We start from the raw sequence: 25,341 nt of genomic DNA on the forward strand, positions 1-25,341 counted from the left end.
ATGCAGATGGTGACCCTGCCCCACGCGTCGTCGCGCCAGCGTATCGCTCAGGCCTTCGATCGCGGCGCGAGCGAATACCTCACCCTGGCACGCGCCCAGCATGTCATGGCCAGCCGATTGTTCGAGACCTTGCCGACAACGCTTCCGGATGCTGCGGTGGTGCTGGATCTGGGGTGCGGCCCCGGCCAATGGACACGCGAGCTGGCGTGCCACTACTCCACCGCACGTTGCCTGGGGCTGGATCTGTCGATGGCCATGCTCAGAGAGGCCTCGAGATCCCCCGACACGCCGCCTCGGCACATGACACCAGGCAACGCGAAACCTCCTATCCACTGGTTGCGCGGCGATGCCGAGCGCCTGCCAGTGGCCGACAACAGTCTGGACCTGGTGTTCTCGAGCCTGGCAGTGCAATGGTGCCCCACCCCCCGCCACTGGCTGGGGGAGCTTGCGCGTGCACTGAAGCCGGGTGGCAGGGCGCACATCAATACGCTCGGACCAGGCACATTGGCAGAGATCCGCCATGCCTGGCAGCGACAGGATGACTCGGTCCGACACTTTCCCTCCCGAGAGCAGCTGATCGACTGGGCACGGCGCACTGGCCTCAAGGTGCATTGCCAGACACATCGTCATGTCTTCCATTATCCTGACGTCTCGGCCGTCATGCGCTCCATCAAGGGAATAGGCGCCCAGACAGCGAGCGGGTATCGCCTGACACGTGCGGATCTGGCCCAGGCGTCCGCCCGACACGAGGCGCTTCGCACATCGCAAGGATTGCCTGTAAGCTATCAAGTCATTGAACTTGTCATGGAAAAATCAGTCACAGACTGACAGACATCAACGCGAACACTTTGCAGAAAGATAACGAAATGCCATCAGCGCACTTGAGCAATACCAGCCAGCCTTCCGCCTCCCATGCCATCCCCCACGGCATCGCGGCCTTCGTGACCGGCACCGACACGGAAATCGGCAAGACCTTCATCGCAAGCGCCTTGCTGGCTCGTGCCCGCATGCGGGGCCTGAGCACTCTCGGACTCAAGCCCGTGGCGTCAGATTGTTTCGAGAGTCACGACGGGCTGGTCAATGCCGATGCCCTGTCGCTGCAGGCACAGTGCGAGCCGCCCGCGGATTACGAGAGCATCAATCCCTGGCGATTCGCTCCGGCCATCGCGCCGCATATCGCCGCACGCCAGGCAGGCGTGAGTCTCGAAGTGGCCAAAATCTCTCGACACATTCGTCACCAGCGCGAGAGGGCCCCGCGTGACCTGACCTTGATCGAGGGAGCAGGCGGCTGGCGCGTTCCGCTCAATGACGAGGAAGATTTCTCGGATCTGGCCATCGCCTTGGAGCTACCGGTGATCCTGGTGGTAGGCCTGAGACTCGGGTGCATCAATCATGCACGTTTGACCCTGGAAGCCATCGAGCGCGATGGGCTTGAGGTGGCAGGCTATGTCATCAACCATCTGGAAGCCGACATGGAAGTCAGTGAAGACAACATGGCGACGTTGTCGCGCACGCTGAAAGCGCCCTGTCTCGGCGTGGTGCCTTGGGTGCGTGATGATGACCTCACTGACAGCCGCCATGCGGCAGAACGCGCCGCGAGCTATCTGCAATTGCCCTGCGGACTCGAGTCACGCAGCCAACATGGCCACTATGACTGACAAGCCGTCGCTGTGGCCTCCCTCAAGGGATAATTGGCCACAAGCGATTGACTTGAAAGGCATCGCAGGTAAAATGCACGCCAGCTTCTCGCGGAAGTGGTGGAATTGGTAGACACGCCAGATTTAGGTTCTGGTGCCGCAAGGTGTGGGGGTTCGAGTCCCCCCTTCCGCACCATCAGCACATCCTGCTGATGCCCTCTCGAAGCATCCTCTCTGTCTTTCCTGATCTATCCCCTGTTCCATCAGTCCGCTGTCCACATGATGCGACTTGCTGTGTGATGCGACCTTTCATGGGATACGACTTTCCATGTGATTCTCACGCGTATCGCGATCTCTCGTCGTGGCTTGCCGCACGCTGCATTCCCATGGCGTCGGGCTTGTGTACTCCGTCATTTCCCCTTGCCGTTCTCGCTAGCCGTTTCCCCCTGGCTTCTCCCTCTGTCGTCACACTCCAGTCGTTTCCCTGTCGGATTCAGCGCCCCCTTTCAGCGTCCAACCGCTTGCATCGAGGAAACGACATCCTCTCTGTTCTTGTCTGGCTCAACGAGGCCTCAGCCTGTCTTGCAGCGTCGCCAGCGTCAGGCGCGCGTCGTCCAGAAGTGCCTGTTGCTCATGACGATCATGATGCGCCTCACCGGCCGCTGCCAGTTGCAGATTCAGATACTCGACACCGCTGGTGAAGCGATAGAACGCCTTGTGCGAGGCCACGGCACGGAATGCCTCGAGCTGATCTCCGGGCACCTCAAGCGGTCTGCCGGCGATGACCTCGGGCTCAGCCTCGCGAAGTGTCGCAAGCAGTGGCCTCACGGCAGCATTCCACTCGTGACGACGCGGTAGATGGCGTGCGAGCAAGAATCCGACGAAGCCGCCAAGCACTATCCCACCAAGGCCCCACAGCAGTTCACTTGTCATGTTGGTGTCTCGGTGCATCCATCAGTGATCCAGCATCCTGGTAATAAAGCATGAGTCCTTCTGATACTAACGCGCTGGTGCGCAAGGGGTGTAGCGCCTTGACGGAATCCTCCATTCCCGACATCCGTCATGGGACCTTCGTCCTACAAGATCGGCCTGCTGCAGCGAACGATCGCGCCATCAGCGCCAGGCGTTCAGGGACCGGCTCAGCGAGCCTGCCCGCGACTCACTGCGCCCGCCCTCCCCACAGAATCAGCGCACTGCCCAGCAGGCAGACCAGCGAGCCGAGCAGATCCCAGCGACCCGGCACCTGTTGCTCCACCAGCCAGAGCCAGAGCAGCGAGGTGACGATATATACCCCACCATAGATGGCAAAGGCTCGCCCCGCCTGATCGACATCCACCAGCGACAGCAACCAGGCAAACGCACCGAGGCTCATCATGCCCGGGATCAACCATAAAGGGCTGCGATCCAGTTTCCACCAGGCCCAGAAGGCGAAACAGCCGGCAATTTCCGCCAGTGCCGCCAAGGGATAGATCCATACGATTGCCATGACGATATCCTTGCAGGGAAAGATGACAGCGCCTCACCACCTGTCGTGATCAGACGACTCCCCTGTACGAGAAAAAGCGAATAGGATTGACCTGCGGCTGACAGGAACCTCGGGGCCACCCGGACGCCAACCGCTTCCCACGAAAACAATGCCAGGATTGGCGACGTCTTGCGGCGCAGCATAGCGCGACGCGACGTGATGACAAGGAACCTGCAGATGACTCGGCCACGTCTGATCATCAACCGTCTGGATGCGGATCGCATTCAGCGCCTGATCGATAGCCAGCAGCATGATGACGAGCTGGCAACCCGCCTGGAAAGCCGCCTGATTCAGGCGGAGATCGTGCCACCGGATGACTTTCCGAACAATCACGTCAGCATGCGCAGTCATCTGCGCCTCACCGGCTCTCGCTCTGGCCATCATGAACTGATGCTGCGTTATCCAGACCCCGCAAGCGATGAATGCATTCCGTTCGCCTTCGGCTCCACCGCGCCTTCCCTCCAGTCGGCCATAGCCCCGCTGTGCATCATGTCCCCCCTGGGGATCGCCCTGCTGGGACTGGCTGTCGGCGAGCAGATCACCCTGCCCTGCGAGGATGGCCTGAGCGACATCATCCGTGTCGATGCCATCCTGCATCAGCCAGAGGCCTGTGGTCAGTTCCACCTCTGAATTCGCCGCCAGCGCTGTCGCCTTCTCGCCCGCGCTGGCGCGGCAGACCCCAGACCGGCCAGGCTGACAGCCGCCCTGTGCCCTGCCGGCCGACACGATACGCTATGATGAAAGTCAGCAGGGTTGCCGGACCTTGCTGCATCACGCCAATGCTCTCTGACCTCCCCACGCCACCTATCCCGCTGCGCACGCGCCAGCCGGGCACTCATCATGTCTGTCAGGAGATCTTCACATGGGCATCTCATCACACTCGCACATGGGTCTTGGCGCTCAGGCGCGCCTCAAGGAATCGCTGGCCCACTACTCGGCCAGCCATCGGCACCCCGACAATATTCGTCTGCATCTCATCTGTGTACCGCTCATCTTCACCGCGACGCTGATCCTTGTCTGGCGGCTGCTGGGGGGCCAGGGGATGTCCAGCGAACCCGGCGCGGGACTGTGGATGCTGCCCGGCGGCCTGCTGACCCTCGCTGCGCTCGGGTTCTATGCCCGACTCTCGTGGCGCGCATCGCTGGTGATGCTGGTCTGGAGCCTGATCAGTCTTGCCGCGATGTTCGCGATGCTTGGCCTACGCTGGCCAGTGGTCCCGTTGATGGTGGCAATCTTCCTGCTTGCCTGGGTCGGTCAGATCATCGGCCACCGTCTCGAGGGGCGAAAACCCGCATTTCTCGATGACCTGCGCCAGCTTCTCATCGGCCCGCTGTTCGTACTTGTCGAACTGTTTCCCGACCTGCGTGACTGGCTTCTCGCATCCAAATCCTCCTCTGACGACGCCTGAGTCCGCCCTCTGCCATGCAAAGATCTGCAATGCAAAGGCCTGAAACGCAAACGCCCAGCGATCCGGAAGGATCGCTGGGCGTTTGCGTTTCAGAGTGTCACGAATGAGCCGTTGCCCGAATCATCGCATGGCTCGCCGTACCGGCACGGCTCACTGCGCCGGATCGAAATCCTCGAGACGGAAGGCCATCAGCGGTGCAGCACCTGCCGCGATCTGGGCTTCCAGCGCGACGGCGCGCGGCAAGACCCGCTGGACGAAGTAGTTGCCCATGGCCAGCTTGCGACGGTAGAAATCCTCCCCGCTGGCACCCGATGTCGCCAATCCCTGTACCGCGGCACGCGCCATGCGCAACCACAGATAGCTGTAGACACACAGCCCGGCCAGGTCGAGGAAATCGCAGGCTGCCGCCCCCAGCTCCTCGGGATTGTCATCCGCACGGGCCAGCAACTGCTCGGCGACACACTCCAGGCGCGCCAGTTCCTGCTGGCAGGCCTCGGCGAACGGCCGGGTCCGCTCGTCGTCATCCTGTCCCTCAAGCTCGGCCCTGACCTGCTCGGCAAAGCGTGCCACGTACGCCCCGCGATTGCGGTAGAGCTTGCGTCCGACCAGATCCATCGCCTGGATCCCATTGGTGCCTTCGTAGATCATCGCGATGCGGGCATCGCGCACGTACTGCTCGGCACCCCACTCCACGCAATAACCATTGCCGCCATAGAGCTGTTGCGCCATGACGGTGGCATCGAAGCCACGATCCGTCAGCAGCGCCTTGGCGATCGGCGTCAGGAATTGCACCAGTGCATCCGCATCAGCCTTCACCGCTTCATCGGCGTGATACTTGACGCGATCCAGCTGCTGACCGACGAAGACGGCAAAGGCCCGCCCGGACTCGTTCCAGACACGGGTTTCCAGCGCCATGCGGCGAACATCAGGATGAACCAGAATCGGATCAGCCGGCTTGTCTGGTGCCTGTGCGCCCGTCGGTGCGCGGCTCTGCAGACGTTCAGCAGCGAAATCCATCGCACTCTGATAGGCCACTTCCCCCAGTCCCAGCCCTTGCAGGCCGATGGAGAGGCGCTCGTAGTTCATCATGGTGAACATCGCCGCCAGCCCCTGGTGCGGCTCGCCGATCAACACCCCTTCGGCACCATCGAAGTTCATCACGCAGGTCGCGCTGCCCTTGATGCCCATCTTGTGCTCGATGGACCCACAGCTGACCGCATTCGATGCCGCGGGCTGTCCCTCGGCATCGAGCAGTTGCCTGGAGACCAGAAACAGCGAGATGCCGCGGGTGCCGGAAGGCGCATCCGGCAGCTTGGCCAGCACCAGATGCACGATGTTGTCGACCATGTCGTGCTCGCCACCGGTGATCCAGATCTTGGTGCCGGTAATGCGATAACGTGGCAGCCCCAGCAGTGGGTCATCACCCTCGAGGGGCTCGGCACGAGTGCGGATCATGCCCAGGTCCGTCCCGCAGTGAGGCTCGGTCAGACACATGGTGCCCAGCCAGTCGCCGGCGTACATGCGCGGCAGAAAGACCCGCTTGACGGATTCAGGGGCATGACTGTCCATCGCCAGACAGGCCCCGGCATTCAGTGCCGGGTAGAGCGCGAAGCTGGTATTGGTGGCGTAGAGCATTTCCTCGAAGGCCACGGTGAGCATCTTTGGCATGCCCTGACCGCCGTATTCAGGGTTGCCACCCAACCCCATCCAGCCACCCTCGGCGAGCACCCGATAGGCTTCCTTGAAGCCCTTGGGCGTGGTGACACGCCCCTCTGCGAAGCGCGCGCCCTCGGCATCACCACTCAGGTTCAGCGGCAGCAGCTCTGCCTGGGTCACGCGCGCGCCTTCCTCGAGTATCGCCTCGGCCAGTTCCGCATTCACCTCGGAAGTGGCCTCCATGGTCGCCCATTCCTGCTCGGCCGCGAATACCTCGTTGAGCACGAAACGTGCATCCTTGAGCGGTGCCTGATACTTGGCCATGTGACTCTCCTTGCAGGTCTCTTCCGACGACGTCTTGCAACGGCGTGGTTCGTGATGGCGTGCTGTCGGCCGCGAGCCTTCCGTCGTGACACTGCAATACCGTGACACTGCGCCGCTGGAGCGCTGACAGGGTCCGACCCGCGATTCAAACGATTGCTTGAAACAATAGGCGCAATCGCTGTCTGCGTCATCTCGACCTTGGCCCAAGGCGTACCGCGCGACGCTCGCTGCGAGCCACGAGACCTCATGACGCAAGACGCCGCCCCGGCAGGAACCGGGGCGGCGTCTTGAGTACTTGATTACTTGAATGCTCGAAGCCTCACCTCTCTCAGGCAGTGTTCACCTGGGCCAGCGGCGTCGGGTGCTTGCCATCTTCCCAGCCAAGGCTGCTGTCGGCCGTCGGCGAGAACCACTTGAGGGAATCATGCAGCCTGACGACATCCCCGACGATGATCAACGTCGGCGGCTTGAGCCCCTGCCCCGCCACCTGTGCCGGCATCTCCGCCAGAGTCGCCACATGCACGCGCTGACGCGCGGTAGTGCCCTGCTCCACCAGAGCGATCGGCGTGCTGGCCGCCAGACCATGGTGGATCAGCTGCTCGCAGATCAGCGCCAGACTGCCCAGCCCCATGTAGAACACCAGGGTCTGGGCGGGGCGTGCCAGCGCCTCCCAGTCCAGGTCACAGCTGCCATCCTTGAGGTGCCCGGTGACGAAACGCACCGACTGGGCATGATCGCGGTGGGTCAGCGGAATCCCGGCGTAGGCGGCGCAACCGGAGGCCGCGGTGATACCTGGCACCACCTCGAAACTGATCCCGGCATCCGCCAGCGTCTCGAGTTCCTCACCACCACGCCCGAAGATGAAGGCATCGCCTCCCTTGAGGCGCACGACGCGATGGCCAGCGCGCGCATAGTCCACCAGTGCCTGATTGATGCCTTCCTGGGGCACGCTGTGGTCACTGCGCGCCTTGCCGACATACAGCCGGCGGGCTTCAGGCCTGGCCAGTGCCAGAATCTCGTGACTCACCAGCCGGTCATGGATGATCACGTCGGCCTGCTGCAGATGACGCAATGCCTTGAGGGTCAGAAGCTCCGGGTCGCCGGGGCCGGCGCTGACCAGCGCCACCTGACCATGCGTGCCGGTGAAGCGATCCTCCTCCTTCACCGGCAACACCGCCTCGCCCGCGACCAGCCGGGGCGGAAGACGCACGCTGGAGTCCGCCGGATGACGCGGCGCAAACACCATGACATGCTGCTCACGCGCGTGGCGCAGGATACCGCGGTCCCGGCCCTCGCTGCCCGTGACGACCAGCCACAGCTGGCCGGGTGCAGGCACCGGCAACAGCGTATCGGCCACTTCCCAACCCTCTTGACCGCACAGTCTCTCCAGCGCCGGCATTCGGGCATCGCCGTAGACACACAGATCCGCCCCCAGGCCGGCAAAGCGCTCGGCCAGCGCCAGCGCCTCCTGGCCACCGCCGATCAGGCACAGCTGGAGTCGTGAAGGATCACAAGAGAGATTGAGAAATTCCATGGGCATATCCACAAACGGGGCGAGGCTGGGTAGCAGCCTTCGATGAACGGCATTTTAGAGCATAAGAAACACTCTCTAAAATAACCAATAAGCATAACGACCCCGAAGGCACGTTGTAGCAGAGCCGCAGACGAAAAACCCCCGCTTCCGGCAGGAAGCGGGGGTTCGGGGCGCGAGCGGAGCTGCGCGGCGGGCCTCAGACGTTGAGGGTGTCCACACCGCCCATGTAGCTGCGCAGCGCCTGCGGCACGCTGATGGAACCATCCGCATTCTGATGGTTCTCGAGCACCGCGACCAGACAACGTCCCACCGCCAGGCCGGAGCCATTCAGTGTGTGTACCAGCTGCGGCTTCTTCTGTCCTTCGACACGGGCGCGTGCCTGCATGCGACGTGCCTGGAAGTCTTCGCAGTTGGAGATGGAAGAAATCTCGCGATAGGTATTCTGGCTCGGCAGCCAGACTTCCAGGTCATAGGTCTTGGCCGCCGCGAAGCCCATGTCGCCGGTGCACAACGTCACGGCACGGTACGGCAGCTCCAGCGCCTGCAGGATGGCCTCGGCATGGCCACGCATCTCTTCCAGTGCGTCATAGCTCTTGTCCGCCTCGACCACCTGCACCATCTCGACCTTGTCGAACTGATGCTGGCGAATCATGCCGCGGGTATCGCGACCATAGGCACCCGCCTCGCTGCGGAAGCACGGCGTATGCGCGGTGAACTTGAGCGGCAGGTCGCTGGCGTCGAGAATCTCGTCGCGCACCATGTTGGTCAGCGGCACTTCGGCGGTCGGGATCAGGAAGAATTCGCGATCGTCATTGAGCTTGAACAGGTCTTCCTCGAACTTGGGCAGCTGGCTGGTGCCCATCAAGGAATCACGGTTGACGATGTAGGGCACGTAGAACTCTTCGTAACCGTGCTCGAGGGTCTGCTTGTCGAGCATGAACTGCACCAGCGCACGATGCAGGCGTGCGATGGAGCCGTGCATGATGGCAAAGCGTGAACCGGTGATCTTGGCGGCGAGCTCGAAGTTGAGCTGCCCCTTGAGTTCCCCGAGGTCAACGTGATCACGCACCTCGAAATCGAACTCACGCGGGGTGCCCCAGCGATGCAGCTCGACATTGTCATTCTCGTCGGCGCCTTCCGGCACGTCCGCGTTGGGCAGGTTCGGGATGCTGGCGGCCATGGCCTCCGCCTTGCTCTGCAGCTCGGAGAGCTCTTTCTTGGCGGCGTCGAGGCGCTCGCCCAGATCACTGACTTCCGCCAGCAGCGGTGCGATGTCTTCACCGCGAGCCTTGGCATTGCCGATGGACTTGGAGCGAGTGTTGCGCTCGTTCTGCAGCGATTCGGTCTCGATCTGCAGATCACGGCGACGCGCTTCCAGGGCGGCGAAGGCCTCGGTATCCAGCTGATAGCCACGACGTGCGAGGCGCTCGGCGGTCGCGTCAAGATCGGCGCGCAGAAGTTTCGGGTCCAGCATGTGGGAAGGCTCTCTCGTCAGTTCACTCAGGCCGCATCGCGGCACGGTAAGGTCATGCGCACTAGTCTACCTCAGCCACGCCCCGCTTCGCAGCCGCCGCAATGCCGAGGCAGCCACCCGGGGGCAGGCCGTCGCTCACAGCAGGGCGCGGGCGAGCTTCATGCCGAGCGCCACCATGCCCAGACAGGCCACCACGCTCACCGCGACGTAGATCAGCCCTGCCAGCATGCGCCCGCTGATCATCAGATTGAGCGCTTCGAGGGCGAAGGTGGAAAAGGTGGTGAAGGCGCCGGTGAAGCCGGCCACCATGATCGCCTGCCAGACAGGCGCAAGCTTGAGCTCCTGGGTGACCCAGATGAACAGGAAGCCCATCAGGCAGCTGCCGAGGAGATTGACCCCGAGCGTCCCCCAGGGGAACCCTCGACCCGCCGTTCCCGTGATCCAGCCACTGACCAGATAACGTCCAAGAGCGCCGATGGCGCCGCCCGCTGCTACTGCCAACCAGGTTCCCATGTCTCGCATCTGCCTCATGTCATGAGCCGCCAGCGGCTCGTCCAGCTGTCGAAATACAAGACCATGCCTCAGGTACGCAGCCGCACCTGAGGCATGTCATTGACTGCCAGTGTAAGAAAATCGCGGGACGCGGGGAACTCGGGTCACGGGAAAGACGGGTTCAGCAAAGCATGACTCGCCGCCCGTGATGACCGACGGCCATGGAATCAGTTCAGCTCGCTTCTCAGCCCATCCAGCACTTGCTGCCACCGATGGTGGGCACCGTCCTTGCCGCCCAGTTGCTCAAGCCCGCGTGCCGTCCAGGTGCCGGGCGTGCCGATGCGCGAGGCAAGCTCGCCCGGCGGGGTATCGGGGTGGGCTTCCATCAGGGCAAGGGCATCACGCATCTGGGTCATCAACAACTGGCGGGCCTGCGGCCCGGTGATGCCGGGGACGGTCTGGAACCAGTCAAGCAGCGCCTGCTGCTGGGCCAGCTGCCAGGCATTCACGCAGACTGCCAGCATGCTGGCCTCGAAGGCGGCCTCTTCCTCGAAGGCAATCACCTGCCGGACTGCCGGACTGAGCAGGTCCCGCGTGAGGGGGTCTTCCGGATAGAGCGTGAGCGCGCTCTGCCCCTCGGACACCGCCAGCCCCGTCATCACGCGCACCACCCTGGCCGGCGCGAACCAGCGCTGCAGGTTGGCGAGTGAGACACCGGCCGCCATCACCATCAGATGATGGTCCTTGCTCAGAGCGCGGCTTTCACGCAGTTCCATGGCCAGCGCTTCCAGCTGCTGCGGTCGGACCCCGACCAGCACACAGAGGCTGGCTTCGCACACCGCGACGTTGCTGGCGTGGCGGACGGCACCGAAACGCCAGCCCAGGCGGTGGCTGCGGACATCATTGCGCGGCGAGAGGTGGAACTCCAGATCATGCCGCGAGCGCCCATCGCGCAGGCAGCCTCGCGCCAGCGCGACCAGAAGAGACTCCGCCAGTTCTCCCACGCCCAGCACCCCCAATCGCGTAGGAGGCTGACGGGATTCGCGATGGCAGGTGGAGGTCGAGGGATAGGATGACGATGCCATGGAACGGCTCCTGCTGAGAGAAAGGAAACGAGCAAACCACAAGGGTGTCGGTCGATGATGCCTCTGCCGATATCCTGCATCGGTAGCTTCTTCACGGCAGAGGATGCGGCAAGAGGGATTGCCTCGAGAAGCTCCCGCATGAAGGGGCGTGCCACAACGAGACGTGGCGGGAACTTCCCGGCAATCTAGCCCCTTTCAAGCGTAGTCAGTCCTGACTCGGATGACCGGATTATCCTGACAGGACAGCGCAGGATGCCCCTTGAGGCTGGGGCCACGCCTTCAGCTCAGGTAAGCTTAGGCACATCGGCCCACGTGGCCTGCCTGACGCGACTCACTGCCCGAGCGAGATCATGACCGAACGCCTGCTGGATACGCCTGCCCCCGTCGATGCCCTCTACCTGGACTTCCTGGCCGCCCTGCGCGATGCAGGCTTTGCCGGTGACATCAGTCCGGACTACGCCAACCGTACCGTGTTGTCGACTGACAACTCACTGTATCAGGTACTGCCTCAGGCCGTGGTCTATCCACGTCATGCCGAGGACATCCAGTGCATCGCGCGGCTGTCCAACGACCCCCGCTTCGCGGCGGTCACCCTGGCACCGCGTGGCGGCGGTACCGGCACCAATGGCCAGTCACTCAATGATGGTGTGCTGGTGGATGTGTCGCGCCACATGAACCGCATTCTCGAGATCGATGTCGAGAAGCGTCGCGTACGGGTCGAGGCCGGCGTGGTGAAGGATCAGCTCAATGCCGCGCTCAAGCCGCATGGTCTGTTCTTCGCCCCGGAACTCTCGACCTCCAATCGTGCCACCATCGGCGGCATGATCAATACCGATGCGTCCGGCCAGGGGAGCTGTGAATACGGCAAGACTCGTGACCACGTGATCACGCTCGACAGCGTCCTGCTCGACGGGACACGCCTGTCGAGCCATGCCATCGACGATGCCGAGCTCGAGGCACTGTGCGCACGCGAGGATCGCGTCGGTGAAATCTACCGCACCGCGCGCGCCATCGCCGATGAGCGTGCCGAGGAAATCGCCGACATCTTCCCACCGCTCAATCGCTGCCTGACCGGCTACGATCTCGCCCACCTGCGCGAGGTCGATGGGCGCTTCAACCTCAACAGTCTGCTGTGCGGCGCCGAGGGCACGCTGGGCTTCGTGGTCGAGGCCGAGCTGAATGCCCTGCCCATCGCGCCTTGCTCGACGCTGATCAACCTGCGCTACGCGAGCTTCATGGACGCGCTGCGCGACGCCAAGACACTGATGGCGGTCGAGGGCAACCGTCCGACTTCCATCGAGACGGTGGATGACACCGTGCTCAACCTGGCCATGCAGGATTTCGTGTGGGACAGCGTCGAGGAATTCTTCCCGGCCAGTGCCGAGGGCTCCCCGGCCATCGGCGGCATCAACCTGATCGAATTCAATGCCGACAGCGAAGCGGCACTGGACGCCAAGGTGGCCGCCTTCAGCGAGCATCTGGCCAGTGACACCAGCGTCGAGCGCCTCGGCTTCACCGAAGCGCGTGGGCGTGCGCAGATCAGTCGCGTCTATGGCATGCGCAAGCGCTCGGTGGGCTTGCTGGGCAATGTCGAGGGAGAAGCCCGTCCGCTGCCCTTCGTCGAGGACACGGCCGTTCCGCCGGAGCATCTGGCGGACTACATCGCCGAATTCCGCGCCGCTCTCGATGCCCGCGGCCTGCGTTATGGCATGTTCGGGCATGTCGATGCCGGCGTGCTGCACGTACGCCCGGCACTCGACATGAAGGACCCCGCCCAGCAGGCGATGATTCGCGAGATCTCCGACGAGGTCGCCGCCCTCACCCACAAGTACGGTGGCCTGCTGTGGGGCGAACACGGCAAGGGCGTGCGCTCGGAATATGCCCCCCGCTTCTTCGGCAGCCTCTATGGGGCGCTGCAGGACGTGAAGGCGGCCTTCGACCCGCGCAATCAGCTCAATCCGGGCAAGATCACCTCGCCCCGCCTGCCAGCCACACTGGTCGACGACGCTGGCGCCAGCGAAGGTGAGAGCGAGAGCGAGAGCGAGAGCGACAAGCGTGATCACGCTGACAGCGCCGTCGAGGCCTTCGACCCCCGCTTGATGCGCATCGATGACGTGACCATGCGCGGCGATCTCGATCGCCAGATCGATGAGCGCGTGTGGCAGGAATACGCCAGCGCCGTCTACTGCAACGGCAACGGTGCCTGCTACAACTACGACCCCAACGACGCCATGTGCCCGTCCTGGAAGGCGACGCGTCAGCGCATCCATTCGCCCAAGGGACGCGCCAGCCTGATGCGTGAATGGCTGCGCCTGGAAGGCAATGCCGGACGGGACGTGATCGCCGAGGCGCAGGCCGCCCGGACGCCGGGCCTCAAGGGGGCCGGCCTGTGGCTGGCGCGTCTGCCGACCCGCATCGGCGCTTCGCTGAAGGCGCGTCGTGGTGGACAGACGCAGACTGGCGCTCAGGAGGTCGGCTTCGATCAGCAGGTCTATCAGGCGATGGCCGGCTGTCTGGCGTGCAAGTCCTGCGCGGGCCAGTGTCCGATCAAGGTCAACGTGCCGGATTTCCGCAGCCGCTTCCTCGAGGTCTATCACCATCGCTATCAGCGTCCGCTGCGCGATTACCTGATCGGCAGCCTCGAGTTCGTGCTGCCGTGGGCCGAGCGCGTCACGCCGCTCTACAACGGCCTGCTGTCCAATCGCCTGGTCAGTCGTCTGCTGGAAGGCCCGATCGGCATGGTCGATGCCCCACGCCTGTCGCGCGCCAGTCTGCGCAAGCAGCTCAAGAGCTGGGGCGTCTCGGAGGCGACCCCGACCCAGCTCGGCCGCCTGACCGAGTCCCAGAAGGCCAGAAGCGTGATCCTGGTGCAGGACGCCTTCACCAGCCACTTCGAGGCCCAGCTGGTGATGGACATCATCGAGCTGCTGTCACGACTCGACATTCGGGTGTTCGTCGCGCCCTTCGCCCCCAATGGCAAGCCGCTGCAGGTACAGGGCTTCACCGGCGCCTTCCAGCGCACCGCGCGCGCCCAGGCCAAGCGTCTCAAGGCGATCGCCGATTTCGGCGTGCCGCTGGTCGGCATCGACCCGGCGATGACCCTGACCTATCGTCAGGAGTACGTGAAGACCCTCGGCCCGGACGCCGTGCCGGATGTCCTGCTGCTTCAGGAGTGGCTGATCAGCCTGCGCAAGCTGCTGCCGGTGGGTGTCACCAAGACGGTGCTGGGCAAGATGGACCCGGGCCTGACACTCCTGAGCCACTGTACCGAGAGCACCAATGCGCCGGGGTCCGCCAAGGCCTGGCAGCAGGTGTATGCCGCCTTTGGTCTCAGCCTCGAGACACTCTCCACCGGCTGCTGCGGCATGTCCGGCACCTATGGTCACGAAGCGCGCAATCTCGAGACCTCACGTGCCATCTATGAGCTGTCGTGGAAGGCGGTGGTCGAGGACGAGGCCAATCAGGGCAAGCTGGTGGCCAGTGGTTATTCCTGTCGCAGCCAGAGCAAACGCTTCTCCGAACGTCAGCTGCCGCATCCCCTCCAGGCGCTGCTGCCACTGGTGCGTCGCGCGCAGTGACAGCCAGAAGGCCCAGTGGCCGTTCAGGAGGAATGACATGAGGGGAGCGCGATAAGGCAACGCGACGTTGCATACCACGGAATCAATCGCTAGTCTGCGCCCTTCCGGCCAGCCGTGATGTTGGCACCTGGCCGAGACAAGACGATTCGATGAGCGGTGACCGCGTCAGTGGCACCGCTCATTTTCGCTGACTCCAAGGAAGCTTCCCGATGACGGAACCCGCACTGGCCCTGACCCTGATCGGTCTGATGGCTCTCGGCTGTCAATGGCTGGCCTGGCGCATGCGTCTGCCCGCCATCCTGCCGCTGCTGATCGTTGGCATCCTTGCCGGCCCCGTCACGGGCTGGCTCAAGCCGGATGAGCTGCTGGGAGACCTGCTGTTCCCGCTGGTCTCGCTGGCAGTGGCGGTGATCCTGTTCGAGGGCAGTCTGACGCTGGACTTCAAGGACCTGCGGGGACACGGGCACATCGTCAGACGACTGGTGACCACCGGGGTGGTGATCACCGGCGTGATCGGTACCGTGGCGGCGCATTATCTGCTCGACATGCGCTGGGAGATGGCCGCCGTGCTCGGGGCCCTGCTGGTGGTGACAGGCCCGACCGTGGTGATGCCATTGCTGCAGACCCTGCGCGCGCGCGGCAACCTGACCCAGATCCTGCGCTGGGAAGGCATCATGATCGACCCGGTGGGCGCGCTGCTGGCGGTACTTGTCTATGAGTACGTCGCACTGGGCATGACCGGCAATGCGGTGTCACATACCCTGGTGCTGTTCGCCCAGACCGTGGGCCTCGGCCTTGGCATGGGCGCGCTGGGCGGCTGGTGCTGGGGGCTGGTGCTGCGCCACTTCTGGCTGCCCCAGAAGCTGCACAACTTCGGCACCCTGATGGTGATGCTGGGACTCTTCGCCATCTCCAATACCCTGTTCCACGAATCCGGACTCCTGACCGTGACCGTCATGGGGGTATGGCTGGCCAACATGCGCGGCGTGCCTACCCAGCAGATCATCGAGTTCAAGGAGACGCTCACCGTCCTGCTGATTTCCGGGCTATTTCTGCTGCTGGCGGGGCGCCTGACCGTCGAGCAGCTTTCGCTGCTGTCCTGGCCGGCATGGGTCTTCCTGGCCGTGTTGATGTGGGTCGCGCGCCCGCTGACTGTCTGGCTGTGCACCCTGGGCAGCGAATTGACGCTGCGCGAGAAGGCGCTGCTGGCCTGGCTGTCTCCTCGCGGTATCGTCGCGGCCGCCGTGGCCTCGCTGTTCGCGCTCAAGCTCGAATCCCAGGGCATCGAAGGCGCCGAGATGCTGGTCCCGATGACCTTCCTGGTCATCATCGGCACGGTGGTGATCCAGAGCTTGCTGTCGCGCCCCATCGTCAAGGTGCTGGGTGTCGGTGAGCCACCGCCCTCGGGCTTCCTGATTCTCGGGGCCAACTCGGTGTCGCGCCTGGTCGCCCGCGAGCTGGTGGATGCCGGCTTCTCGGTACGCCTGACCGATACCAACTGGGACGCGGTACAGGAAGCCCGCATGGCAGGCCTGCCGGTCTATTACGGCAACCCGCTGTCCGAGCATGCCTCACAGCATCTCGAGTTGACGGGCATCGGCCATCTCATGCCCCTGTCGCCCTATCGCGAGCTCAACAGCCTCGCGGCGCTGCATTTCGAGCACATTCTCGGCCACGGCCGGGTCTTCCGGCTCGCCGAGGACAATGGCAAGAATGCCAAGCGCCAGCAGGACCAGGCGCTCGGCCACCTGCCACTGTTGTTCGATGGTCAGGTCACCTACGCCAAGCTGGCCAGCCTGCTGTCACAGGGGGCGGAGTTCCGGCGTGCCCGCATCAGCGAGAACTTCAGTCTCGAGGACTATCGCCGGATTCATGATGACCGCCTGCTGACCCTGTTCTGCATCAGCAGCCAGGGCCGGATTCGCATCGCCAATTCCGCCGTCGCACTGGAACCCAAGGCCGGTGAGACGCTGATCAGCCTGATCTATGCCGACTCGCCTGAGCTGACCCGACCGGCACAATCGAAGGCGGACAAGGCCGAATCGAGCAAGTCATCCCAGGCCGCAGAAGGGGCAGGCTCTGACGCGAGTTCCTCCACCCGCTCCACCGCGAATCCCGGCACCGCCACGGGCTCCGGCCCCCTGCCCGCCAGCCGTCTCCCCGGTGGCCGAGCCTGATGACGGCTTGAATGCATCCCGAAAACGGCATGCGCGCAGACAGCACGGCGCCCGGAGATGATGCCAACCCCCTGACCACGAGGCCCGCTTCCTGCAGGCCTCGTGGCGAATGGCGCACAGCCGCGAAGCGGGATTCACAAAAAATGCCTAAAACGTTAGTGGCAGACTCCGACAGCCGCCCAAAATGCTGGTAGAGTACGCGCCAGTTTTGGCAGCCCTGTCCGGCAGCCAGCGCTATTGCCTTGTCCTCAACGTAACACCTACGCATTCAGGAGCTGCTTGATGCAGATCGTCATGGGCCTGGTGGGCGTCTTAGCCCTCCTGGGGATCGCCTTCCTATTATCTGAAAACCGACGCGCCATCAGCTTGCGCACCGTACTGGGGGCCTTTGCCATCCAGGCATTGCTGGGGGCATTCGTACTCTACGTTCCCGCCGGCAAGAGCATGCTGCTCGGTCTCAGCGAAGGGGTTCAGGCCGTCATGTCCAGCGCCAACGTGGGCATGGACTTCCTGTTCGGTGGCCTGGTCAGCGACAAGATGTTCGAAGTCTTCGGTGGCGGTGGTTTCGTGTTCGCTCTGCGCGTACTGCCGATCATCGTGTTCTTCTCGTCATTGATCGCGGTGCTCTACCACCTGCGCGTGATGAACGTCGTGATCAGTGTGCTGGGTGGTGGGCTTTCGAAGATTCTCGGCACCAGTCGTCCCGAATCGCTGTCCGCCGCGGCCAACATCTTCGTCGGCCAGACCGAAGCACCGCTGGTCGTGCGTCCGTTCATCGCCGGCATGACCCGCTCGGAACTGTTCGCGGTGATGACCGGTGGCCTGGCCTCCGTGGCCGGTTCCGTGCTGGTGGGCTATGCCTCGCTGGGCATTGACCTCAAGTACCTGCTGGCAGCGTCCTTCATGGCAGCCCCGGGTGGCCTGCTGATGGCCAAGATGCTGATCCCGGAGACCGAATCCAAGACCCAGAGTGTCGAGGAAGCCCTGGGCAAGGACATCGATCGCCCGACCAACGTCATCGATGCTGCCGCGTCCGGCGCAGCATCCGGCGTGCAGCTGGCCATCAATGTCGGCGGCATGCTGCTGGCCTTCATCGCCTTGATCGCGCTGGGCAACATCATCATCGGCTGGGTCAGTGGATTGTTCGGCTATCAGGACATCACGCTGCAGCTGCTGCTGGGCTACGCCTTCGCGCCGGTCGCCTGGGTCATCGGCGTGCCGTGGCATGAAGCCATCCAGGCCGGCAGCTTCATCGGTCAGAAGCTGGTGCTCAACGAGTTCGTCGCCTTCGCCGACCTCGCCAGCCATCAGATCAAGCTGTCAGAGCATTCCGAAGCGATCATCATCTTCGCGCTGTGTGGCTTCGCCAACCTGTCCTCCGTGGCCATCCTGATGGGCGGCCTGGGACTGATGGCACCGAACCGCCGCAGTGACATCGCGCAGATGGGCATGAAGGCGATTCTCGCCGGTACGCTCTCCAACCTGATGTCAGCCAGTCTTGCCGGACTGTTCCTGTCGCTGTGACGCTCATCGCAAGCCTCGCATGCGAGTGAGACACGCCGTCAGGTGACCTCTCGACAACGCCCGCCCAGTGCGGGCGTTGTCGTATCCAGCCCGCGTCACGAGCCAGCGAACGCCAGACCGGCAGACGACAGGGCCTGCCGATTGACTCCCTGTCGCCCTCCCCAGACAATAGCTCGGGTAGAAGCCTGGGTGCTCGGGAATCGGGTGAAAGCCCCGTACTGCCCCCGCAACGGTGATCGCAACGCTCATGCCGGTCGAGATGACCAGCCACTGCCTCCGGGACGTCCTCGTGACGCCCCTCAAGGGAAGGAGGTGGGAAGGCGCATGAGGGGGTGAGACGTTCCAACAGGACGTCCGCCAGGCGTCAGTCCGGAGACCGGCCCTCGCTTCCACACTGGTTGATGCGGAGGGCCTCACCAGTGGCAAATTCGTCGGGATGTCCTTTTTCAAAGGGGCACGCCGCGACGATGTGCATCCACGCACCCTGTCACGCCTGTCCTCCTCATTGCGTCTGACGCTTGAGGATCATTCATGAATACTTACAAGACCCGTGGTCGCGCGCACGCGCAGGCCAAGTACACCCTCGTGGGCAGTCTACTACTGCTGACACCACCTGCCCTGGCGGCACAGGAGACCACCGCCCCTTCATCGGATAGCCTGGAGACCGTTCAGGTCACCGCCAATCGCATCCCCCAGCTGCAGAATGATGTGCTGGCCAGCACCGACGTCATCACGCGTGACGAGATCGAACGCCTGCAGGCCAGCTCGCTGGTGGACCTTCTGCAGTCGCGCAATGGCATCGAAGTCGCGCGCAGCGGTCCGATGGGGAGCCAGACCAGCCTGTTCATGCGTGGCACCGAGTCCGACCACACCTTGATCCTGGTCAACGGCCAGCGCATCGCCAACAGCGCCGATGGCCTGGCGCACTTCGAATTTCTGCCGCTGTCTGCCATCGAACGTGTCGAGATCGTGCGGGGGCCGCGCGCCAGCGTCTACGGCGCCGATGCCATCGGCGGCGTGATCAACCTGATCACGCGTGGCGGCAGCGAAGTCGGCCAGCACGCGGAAGTCACGCTGCGCGCCGGCAGCGACGGCACCTTCCGCCAGAACGCACAGTTCAGCTCGGTGGAAGATGACACTCGTCTCTCCGCCAATCTCCATCATGATGAAAGCGATGGTTTCTCCGCCCGCGATACCGGCAGTGAAGATGATGGCTACGAGGCCACGGGCGCCGAACTGCGCCTTGGGCACGACTTCGGCCAGCGAGCCACGCTGTCTCTCGGCGTCGCCAAGACCGACACGGACTACGATTACGACGATTGCTACGACAGCAGCTTCAGTGCCTCTGAAGACTGCAGCGGAGAAGGTAGCCAGCTGGTACTGGATGCCAGCCTGCTGACCCACCTGAACCCGAACTGGGACATGACGGTCAGCGTGGCGCGTACGCGCGACGAGTACGAGAACACTGAAGCCGGCAGCGATGCCGGGCGTGTCGCCAGTGCCCGCAACGAGATCGGCCTGCGCCACGACTTCTACACCGACCTCGGCACGCTCAGCCTGGGGGTGGATCACCGCGAGGAAAGTCTGGACGCCGATGGCCCCTACTTCACCGCCGACGGCTATGAAGTGGACAGCCGCTATGCCACGGGGGTCTATGGCAGCTGGCAGCTCCAGCAACAACGCCATCACGTCACCACCAGCCTGCGGTATGACGATGACAATCGTTATGGTCATCAGATGACCGGTGGCTCCAGCTATGCCTATGACCTGACTCAGGCACAGCAGCTCGGCGCCAGCTACTCGAGCGCCTTCAAGGCCCCCAACCTGATCGATCTCTACAGCCCTTACGGCTCAGGCAACCCGGATCTGGATGCCGAGACCTCCACCACGGCCGAACTCTTCTGGCGTCTGCAGGAGCAGCGGTGGCATGTGGGCGTCAATGCCTTCCAGACGGATATCGACAATCTGATCAGCTACGAAGGCGCCGACTTCACGCCGATCAATATCGACCGCTCACGCATCCGTGGCATCGAGCTGAGCAGTGGCTGGAAAGGTGACGCGCTCAGCGTGAATCTCGCCATGACCTGGCAGGACCCGGAAGACCGCGAGACAGGAGAGCAGCTGAAACGTCGGGCCAAGCGCTTTGCGCGCCTGGATGCCGATTACGCCCTCGCCGACTGGAGCTTCGGAGCAACGCTGCGTGGCAGTGCCAGCCGCAGCGATACCGATGCCGATACCTACACGGACACTCGCACCGCCGGCTATGGCGTCTTCGACCTGCGCACCAGCTGGCAGGTGATGCAGAACGTCAAGCTGAGCGCCAAGCTGGAGAACGTCTTCGATCGTGATTATCAGCTGGTCAACGGCTACGACACCCAGGGGCGTTACGTCGAAGGCGGCGTGACCTTCTATTTCTGAGCACCTCTTACTGACGACGGGCCACACTCCTCACTGCGCCGCCCCGAGAGCGGCGCAGTGACAATGACTGACGGAGCACACGCATGACGGACCGCAATACCCGCCACAAGACGGCAATGGAAAAGCTCAAGTCACATGTCGACGACAAGGTGGCACAGGCCAATGAAGAGCGCGGCCAGCTGCTGGTCTTCACCGGCAACGGCAAGGGCAAGACGACCGCTGCATGGGGCACCATCACCCGGGCACTCGGCTATGGCTACAAGGTCGGTGTCATCCAGTTCATCAAGGGACTGTGGGAGTGCGGGGAGCGTGAGCGCCTTGCCGAGGATGCCAATCTGGAAGTCCACGCCATGACCACCGGCTTCACCTGGGACACCCAGAATCGTGACGCCGATACCGCGGCCTGTCAGGCGGTGTGGCAGGAAGCGAAGCGCCTGATGCGCGATGAAAGCGTCTATCTGGTCGTGCTTGATGAACTGACCTACATGGTCAAGTTTGGCTACCTGCCATTGGAAGAGGTGATGACGGCGCTGGAAGGTCGCCCCGAGGAGCAGACCGTCATCATCACCGGACGCAATGCCAACCGCGAGATCGTTGCCTGTGCCGATACCGTCACCGAGATGACCGAGATACGTCATGGCTTCAATCATGGTCTCAAGGCGCGCCGCGGCATCGACTTCTGAGCAGCTCGACCCACGTCACCGCGCTGCGCGCTGCACCGAGATGGCATGGCAGATCTGCGCCATCGCCTCGACGCTGCGCGGCCCCGGACGGCTGACCGGGTCCGGATCCAGTCCGACAAGCGCCACCGAGGCCAGCGGGCCACCCCTGGCTCGCCAGGCTGCCTTCCAACGCTCACGGGGGGCGCCTGCGGCCACCGGATGCAGAATCAGCCGAGGCCCTGCCAGCCACAGCGCTTCACGGCGTATCTGAGGCACCACGGTGGGGGCGTCAGACAACAACGGCTCTCCCCCGCAGCGGCGAATCAATTCATTGACCAGATGCCCTCCTGCCAGAGTCGTCATCGGGCTCTCGCCCAGCTGGAAGAAGACCGGCAAGGGCGCGTCGCCCTCCATGCCATCGCGTGCCTCCAGGTGACTGATGCGCTTCTCGAGACGCGCCACGTAGGCCTCTGCCTCGGGCCGGGTGCCCATCAACACCCCCAGGCGCTCGATATTGGAGAGTACCTGCGCCAATGTCCTGGGCTCGCTGAGGAAGGTCGTCAGCCCCAGCGCCGCCAGGCGCGCCTGCATTTCCGCGGACAGCCCGCTGCCCCACGCCACGATCAGCGCGGGTCTGGCCGCCAGCACCGCCTCCAGATTCGGCCCTTGATAGCTCGCGACACGCGGCAGCGTCTTGACCTGTGGCGGGTAATCACTGCCCTGGCTGACGGCGACCAGATGTGCAAGCCCTCCCGCCGCCGCGACCAGCTCCGCGGCATGGGGCGCCAGGGTGACCACACGATGAGCGGGCCGGGAAAGCGTCACCGTCTCGCCACCATCATCCACGACGGAAAGACTCGCCGCCCAGGCGAGCGACGGCATTGCGGTGAGCAGCAACGCTGACAGTCCCCCGAGGAGCGCGCGTCGCCCCTGAGATAGCGTGACGGTATTGATGGTATCGCTCCTGTATGACCGCGACGTCCCTGACGCCATGAGATGCCTGATCGAGGCACACGATCGCTTCAGCGCGTCTCGTGCGAAGTGCTATCGTGATCCACGCGATGTCGGACGTTCACGCCATCATTCTGTGTCAATATCGACATATGAAAATATCACCATATGACAATATCGCCATGTGCCAAAAAGGAGTTTCCATGCCCCGCATCCTGCCATCCGTAACTGCCGACGCGAGTTCAGGCGTCCAGCATTCCTTCTTGCGGCTAGGGCTGGTGCTGGCACTGAGTGCCGTCAGCGCCGTGAGTACGGCACAGGCTGACCAGACACCTGCACCGGCGCTTGTCCATGTCAGTGCCAGTGCCAGCATCGAAGCCGCGCCGGACAAGGCCAGCATCGAGGCGCGTCTCTGGGAGAAGACACCGGCCAGCAAGGTGGACGACAAGGCACCGGACAGTCAGAAGCAGGGAGAAGCCGCGCGCCAGGCCCGCCAGACACTGGAAGGCCGCATGAGCACGCTGATCCAGGCACTGGAAAGCGCCGGTATCGAGAGTCGCCTGATCAAGGCGGGCAGCCTGACCCTGCGACCGGAGCGCTATTACGAGCGCACGGCCAATGATCAGAACCCGCAGCAATGGCAGCGTACCCATCTCGAGCGCCCGATCAGCATTTCGCTGAAGGATCTGGACCAGGTGCCGGAGGTGATCGACCTGCTGTTGGGAGCGGGGGTGAATCAGTTGGCGGGCGTGCAATATCAGCTCAGTGATCGTGCAGCACTCGAGGACAAGGTACTGCAGCAAGCCCTGACCAAGGCACGCCACAAGGCCGAACTGATGGCCGAGACGCTGGGAGCGACACTGGGTGATGTGCAGTCGATCAATGAATCTTCCCAGAGCCCTCGCCCGCCGATGATGGCCATGCGCGCCGACATGGCAGAAGCCAAGAGTGGTGGCAACGAGTATCGTCCCGGCGAGCTGTCACTCGAAAGTGATGTGCAGGTCAGCTGGGGACTGACATCAGCCGACTGAGCGTCGACACCCCGAACGCCACTCTCCAGACGCCAGCCGCTTGTCCAGAGCCGCTGGCGTCCACGCGTGACGGAAGCTCGGCCTATCTCGAGAGTGACGCCCCGCGATTCACATCCCCTCGGGCGCTGACTTACGCCCGGCCACCAAGCTCCGTCTCGATGGCGGCAAGCGCTGCCATGGGATTCTCGGCCTGAGTGACCGGACGCCCGATCACCAGGTGGGTGCTGCCAGCCGCCATTGCCTCGCCCGGCGTCATGGTGCGTCGCTGATCACCGGCCTGGGCAAAGCTCGGGCGGATACCGGGCGTCACCTTGAGGAAGTCCGGCCCACACAGCGCCTTGAGACTGGGTGTCTCACGCGCCGAGCACACCACACCGTGCATGCCGCTTTGCTGGGCAAGGCTCGCCAGACGCTCGACCTGGGCCAGTGGCGTGACATCCAGACCGATACCCGCAAGATCACTCTGCTCCATGCTGGTCAGCACGGTCACGGCAATCAGGCGCGTCTCGAGCTGGCGCGTGGCCAGTGCACTGGCGGCGGCTTCCATCATGCGCGCGCCACCACCGGCGTGCACGTTGGTCATCCAGACACCGTGCTCGGCAGCCGCCAGCACGGCCTGCGCGGTGGTATTGGGAATATCGTGGAACTTGAGATCCAGAAAGACCTCGAAGCCGCGCTGATGCAGCGCCTTGAGGATGTCCGGCCCTACTCGCGTGAACAGCTCCTTGCCCACCTTGACGCGGCAGCGCGTCGGATCCAGCTGGTCCGCCATGGCCAGTGCGGCGGCCATATCCGGGTAATCGAGGGCGATGATCAGGGGGGAAGTCGTGGCAGGCATCCGGGCTCCGGGCAATGAGACTAGGCGCGATGACAGGGGGTCATGGGCTCGGGGCAACATTATAGCGCCCACCAACGCACCTGTAAGCTCAGAGAAAGCCGAATCGAATCAGCTCGCTATTCGCGCTAGCACTTTCGCGCGTTGAGCGCTGAAGCGGCCCCAAGGATGAGGAATCGTTTAATTCTTAATGACTACAAAACTCATCCTTCAGCCACAGTGATTCACGTGCTGGGCACAGGGCATCACGGCCCGACCAGACGCCCCGATAATCATCATGAAACAAGGAAAAGCTCATGAAAACTCTGATGGGATCACTCGTCGTCGCAGGCCTGATGGCTTTCACCCCTCTGACGCAGGCTGCCGAGATGAACATCAACACCGCCACCCCTGAGCAACTGACTCAGCTCAAGGGCATCGGTGACAAGAAGGCACAGGCCATCGTCGCCTGGCGCAAGGCCAATGGCCCCTTCACCAGCGTCGATCAGCTGGCTGAGGTCAAGGGCATCAGTGCCAACACGCTCGAACGCATGGAGACCACACTGACGCTCGACAAGACCGGCAACAGCGCCATAACGACGGGTCAGCCGGTCAGCGACAAGGCCGCGCCGAAGGTCAAGACATCCGGTGAGGCGACGCCCAGGGAGATCACCAGCAACCAGAGCTGACCAAGACGGCCGAGGTAAGGTCTCGACTCCCGCCACCCTGCAGATGGTGAGAATCCACCGGCGAAAGACCAGCCTGGCCAGCGGCAGGGGAGTTCCGACGATGAAGCAGCGCCGCAGACTTCCTGCGGCGCTGCTTCATCGTCGGGGTCAACACGACGGTGCCCGAGAAGCACGACTTACCTGAGGCGTTGCTTTCCTGCCACGAAAAAAAGCCGACCCGAAGGCCGGCCAGCGGGGTTTCCCCCTCCCCTGACGGTGAATCGGGCACCTGCATGCCCGATTCTGGCAGTGAAGCCATCCCTGGCTTTCCCCTTCCCCAAGGGGCTTCCTCAAGCGCCTGCCTCTGCCGGCAACCGACGCCC

At 63.5% G+C, this 25,341-nt stretch carries 20 protein-coding genes, 1 tRNA gene and 1 riboswitch; of the genes, 12 read left to right on the forward strand and 9 right to left on the reverse strand.

Annotated features, from left to right (window positions below; all coding sequences use genetic code 11):
- From BFX80_RS13525 to BFX80_RS13535, 3 genes are all read left to right on the forward strand, one after another.
- Complete coding sequence (locus BFX80_RS13525) at nt 1–828, forward strand: methyltransferase domain-containing protein (protein WP_084209176.1); 828 nt, start codon at nt 1–3, stop codon at nt 826–828.
- 38 nt (nt 829–866) lie between these two features.
- The gene (bioD, locus tag BFX80_RS13530) at nt 867–1,658 is read left to right on the forward strand and encodes a dethiobiotin synthase (protein ID WP_084209177.1); all 792 of its coding nucleotides are present in this window, start codon (nt 867–869) and stop codon (nt 1,656–1,658) included.
- Between the two features lie 90 nt (nt 1,659–1,748).
- Nucleotides 1,749–1,833: transfer RNA gene (locus BFX80_RS13535), tRNA-Leu, on the forward strand.
- Nucleotides 1,834–2,198: 365 nt separating this feature from the next.
- Here the strand turns inward: BFX80_RS13535 and BFX80_RS13540 are convergent.
- Together BFX80_RS13540 and BFX80_RS13545 are read right to left on the reverse strand one after the other, a co-directional pair.
- On the reverse strand, nt 2,199–2,570 hold the full coding sequence (locus tag BFX80_RS13540) for a hypothetical protein (RefSeq protein WP_157109495.1): 372 nt from the start codon (nt 2,568–2,570) through the stop codon (nt 2,199–2,201).
- 226 nt (nt 2,571–2,796) lie between these two features.
- Nucleotides 2,797–3,123: a YnfA family protein gene (locus tag BFX80_RS13545; RefSeq protein ID WP_077371819.1), complete on the reverse strand. Its 327-nt coding sequence runs from the start codon at nt 3,121–3,123 to the stop codon at nt 2,797–2,799.
- A gap of 216 nt (nt 3,124–3,339) precedes the next feature.
- Here BFX80_RS13545 and BFX80_RS13550 point away from each other — a divergent pair, with 216 nt between their 5' ends.
- Nucleotides 3,340–3,792 carry a hypothetical protein gene (locus BFX80_RS13550; protein WP_084209179.1) on the forward strand — a complete coding sequence of 151 codons (453 nt, stop codon included), beginning with the start codon at nt 3,340–3,342 and terminating at the stop codon, nt 3,790–3,792.
- A 232-nt stretch (nt 3,793–4,024) separates the two neighbouring features.
- Entirely contained in the window at nt 4,025–4,570 is a 546-nt protein-coding gene (locus tag BFX80_RS13555; protein WP_205632710.1) for an Mpo1 family 2-hydroxy fatty acid dioxygenase, read from the forward strand.
- Nucleotides 4,571–4,720: 150 nt separating this feature from the next.
- Here BFX80_RS13555 and BFX80_RS13560 read toward each other — a convergent pair whose 3' ends face one another.
- From BFX80_RS13560 to BFX80_RS13580, 5 genes are all read right to left on the reverse strand, one after another.
- Nucleotides 4,721–6,550: an acyl-CoA dehydrogenase C-terminal domain-containing protein gene (locus BFX80_RS13560; protein WP_084209180.1), complete on the reverse strand. Its 1,830-nt coding sequence runs from the start codon at nt 6,548–6,550 to the stop codon at nt 4,721–4,723.
- Nucleotides 6,551–6,878: 328 nt separating this feature from the next.
- Complete coding sequence (gene cobA / locus BFX80_RS18310) at nt 6,879–7,637, reverse strand: uroporphyrinogen-III C-methyltransferase (protein ID WP_240499755.1); 759 nt, start codon at nt 7,635–7,637, stop codon at nt 6,879–6,881.
- Nucleotides 7,638–8,280: 643 nt separating this feature from the next.
- Nucleotides 8,281–9,558 (reverse strand): serine--tRNA ligase, encoded by a 1,278-nt coding sequence (gene serS / locus BFX80_RS13570; protein ID WP_077371807.1) that lies wholly within the window; start codon nt 9,556–9,558, stop codon nt 8,281–8,283.
- A 135-nt stretch (nt 9,559–9,693) separates the two neighbouring features.
- Nucleotides 9,694–10,071 (reverse strand): fluoride efflux transporter CrcB, encoded by a 378-nt coding sequence (gene crcB, locus BFX80_RS13575; protein ID WP_084209182.1) that lies wholly within the window; start codon nt 10,069–10,071, stop codon nt 9,694–9,696.
- 206 nt (nt 10,072–10,277) lie between these two features.
- The gene (locus tag BFX80_RS13580; protein ID WP_077371804.1) at nt 10,278–11,135 is read right to left on the reverse strand and encodes a pyrroline-5-carboxylate reductase family protein; all 858 of its coding nucleotides are present in this window, start codon (nt 11,133–11,135) and stop codon (nt 10,278–10,280) included.
- A gap of 350 nt (nt 11,136–11,485) precedes the next feature.
- Here BFX80_RS13580 and BFX80_RS13585 point away from each other — a divergent pair, with 350 nt between their 5' ends.
- The 5 genes from BFX80_RS13585 (at nt 11,486) to cobO (ending at nt 21,515) form a co-directional block, all read left to right on the forward strand.
- The gene (locus BFX80_RS13585; protein WP_084209183.1) at nt 11,486–14,713 is read left to right on the forward strand and encodes an FAD-binding and (Fe-S)-binding domain-containing protein; all 3,228 of its coding nucleotides are present in this window, start codon (nt 11,486–11,488) and stop codon (nt 14,711–14,713) included.
- A gap of 209 nt (nt 14,714–14,922) precedes the next feature.
- Nucleotides 14,923–16,890, forward strand: coding sequence for a cation:proton antiporter (locus tag BFX80_RS13590; RefSeq protein WP_077371798.1), 1,968 nt, complete (start codon nt 14,923–14,925; stop codon nt 16,888–16,890).
- Between the two features lie 282 nt (nt 16,891–17,172).
- Complete coding sequence (locus BFX80_RS13595; RefSeq protein ID WP_077371796.1) at nt 17,173–18,414, forward strand: NupC/NupG family nucleoside CNT transporter; 1,242 nt, start codon at nt 17,173–17,175, stop codon at nt 18,412–18,414.
- Between the two features lie 170 nt (nt 18,415–18,584).
- A riboswitch (cobalamin riboswitch) is annotated at nt 18,585–18,813 on the forward strand.
- 132 nt (nt 18,814–18,945) lie between these two features.
- Nucleotides 18,946–20,832 carry a TonB-dependent receptor domain-containing protein gene (locus BFX80_RS13600; protein ID WP_084209184.1) on the forward strand — a complete coding sequence of 629 codons (1,887 nt, stop codon included), beginning with the start codon at nt 18,946–18,948 and terminating at the stop codon, nt 20,830–20,832.
- 83 nt (nt 20,833–20,915) lie between these two features.
- Nucleotides 20,916–21,515 carry a cob(I)yrinic acid a,c-diamide adenosyltransferase gene (cobO, locus tag BFX80_RS13605; RefSeq protein ID WP_077371790.1) on the forward strand — a complete coding sequence of 200 codons (600 nt, stop codon included), beginning with the start codon at nt 20,916–20,918 and terminating at the stop codon, nt 21,513–21,515.
- 15 nt (nt 21,516–21,530) lie between these two features.
- Here cobO and BFX80_RS13610 read toward each other — a convergent pair whose 3' ends face one another.
- Entirely contained in the window at nt 21,531–22,391 is an 861-nt protein-coding gene (locus tag BFX80_RS13610) for an ABC transporter substrate-binding protein (RefSeq protein WP_167593048.1), read from the reverse strand.
- 257 nt (nt 22,392–22,648) lie between these two features.
- Here BFX80_RS13610 and BFX80_RS13615 point away from each other — a divergent pair, with 257 nt between their 5' ends.
- A complete protein-coding gene (locus BFX80_RS13615) occupies nt 22,649–23,476 on the forward strand; it encodes an SIMPL domain-containing protein (RefSeq protein ID WP_167593049.1) in 828 nt (275 codons plus the stop codon).
- A gap of 130 nt (nt 23,477–23,606) precedes the next feature.
- On the opposite strand, the gene pyrF is transcribed toward BFX80_RS13615, so the two are convergent.
- Complete coding sequence (gene pyrF, locus BFX80_RS13620) at nt 23,607–24,314, reverse strand: orotidine-5'-phosphate decarboxylase (protein ID WP_084209187.1); 708 nt, start codon at nt 24,312–24,314, stop codon at nt 23,607–23,609.
- Between the two features lie 293 nt (nt 24,315–24,607).
- Here pyrF and BFX80_RS13625 point away from each other — a divergent pair, with 293 nt between their 5' ends.
- Nucleotides 24,608–24,979, forward strand: a complete 372-nt coding sequence (locus BFX80_RS13625) for a ComEA family DNA-binding protein (protein ID WP_084209188.1) — start codon at nt 24,608–24,610, stop codon at nt 24,977–24,979.
- The last annotated feature ends 362 nt before the right edge of the window (nt 24,980–25,341 follow it).

The sequence above is a fragment of the Cobetia marina genome (assembly GCF_001720485.1).
GTDB lineage: Bacteria > Pseudomonadota > Gammaproteobacteria > Pseudomonadales > Halomonadaceae > Cobetia > Cobetia marina.

Excerpts from the sequence above, each read along its gene's own strand:
- serS (WP_077371807.1), bottom strand. The coding sequence starts at position 9,558 with ATGCTGGACCCGAAACTTCTGCGCGCCGATCTTGACGCGACCGCCGAG.
- BFX80_RS13550 (WP_084209179.1), top strand. The coding sequence starts at position 3,340 with ATGACTCGGCCACGTCTGATCATCAACCGTCTGGATGCGGATCGCATT.
- crcB (WP_084209182.1), bottom strand. The coding sequence starts at position 10,071 with ATGGGAACCTGGTTGGCAGTAGCAGCGGGCGGCGCCATCGGCGCTCTT.
- BFX80_RS13615 (WP_167593049.1), top strand. The coding sequence starts at position 22,649 with ATGCCCCGCATCCTGCCATCCGTAACTGCCGACGCGAGTTCAGGCGTC.
- bioD (WP_084209177.1), top strand. The coding sequence starts at position 867 with ATGCCATCAGCGCACTTGAGCAATACCAGCCAGCCTTCCGCCTCCCAT.
- BFX80_RS13545 (WP_077371819.1), bottom strand. The coding sequence starts at position 3,123 with ATGGCAATCGTATGGATCTATCCCTTGGCGGCACTGGCGGAAATTGCC.
- BFX80_RS13580 (WP_077371804.1), bottom strand. The coding sequence starts at position 11,135 with ATGGCATCGTCATCCTATCCCTCGACCTCCACCTGCCATCGCGAATCC.
- cobO (WP_077371790.1), top strand. The coding sequence starts at position 20,916 with ATGACGGACCGCAATACCCGCCACAAGACGGCAATGGAAAAGCTCAAG.
- BFX80_RS13525 (WP_084209176.1), top strand. The coding sequence starts at position 1 with ATGCAGATGGTGACCCTGCCCCACGCGTCGTCGCGCCAGCGTATCGCT.
- BFX80_RS13625 (WP_084209188.1), top strand. The coding sequence starts at position 24,608 with ATGAAAACTCTGATGGGATCACTCGTCGTCGCAGGCCTGATGGCTTTC.
- BFX80_RS13540 (WP_157109495.1), bottom strand. The coding sequence starts at position 2,570 with ATGACAAGTGAACTGCTGTGGGGCCTTGGTGGGATAGTGCTTGGCGGC.
- BFX80_RS13590 (WP_077371798.1), top strand. The coding sequence starts at position 14,923 with ATGACGGAACCCGCACTGGCCCTGACCCTGATCGGTCTGATGGCTCTC.
- BFX80_RS13585 (WP_084209183.1), top strand. The coding sequence starts at position 11,486 with ATGACCGAACGCCTGCTGGATACGCCTGCCCCCGTCGATGCCCTCTAC.
- BFX80_RS13600 (WP_084209184.1), top strand. The coding sequence starts at position 18,946 with ATGAATACTTACAAGACCCGTGGTCGCGCGCACGCGCAGGCCAAGTAC.
- BFX80_RS13595 (WP_077371796.1), top strand. The coding sequence starts at position 17,173 with ATGCAGATCGTCATGGGCCTGGTGGGCGTCTTAGCCCTCCTGGGGATC.
- BFX80_RS13560 (WP_084209180.1), bottom strand. The coding sequence starts at position 6,550 with ATGGCCAAGTATCAGGCACCGCTCAAGGATGCACGTTTCGTGCTCAAC.
- BFX80_RS13555 (WP_205632710.1), top strand. The coding sequence starts at position 4,025 with ATGGGCATCTCATCACACTCGCACATGGGTCTTGGCGCTCAGGCGCGC.
- pyrF (WP_084209187.1), bottom strand. The coding sequence starts at position 24,314 with ATGCCTGCCACGACTTCCCCCCTGATCATCGCCCTCGATTACCCGGAT.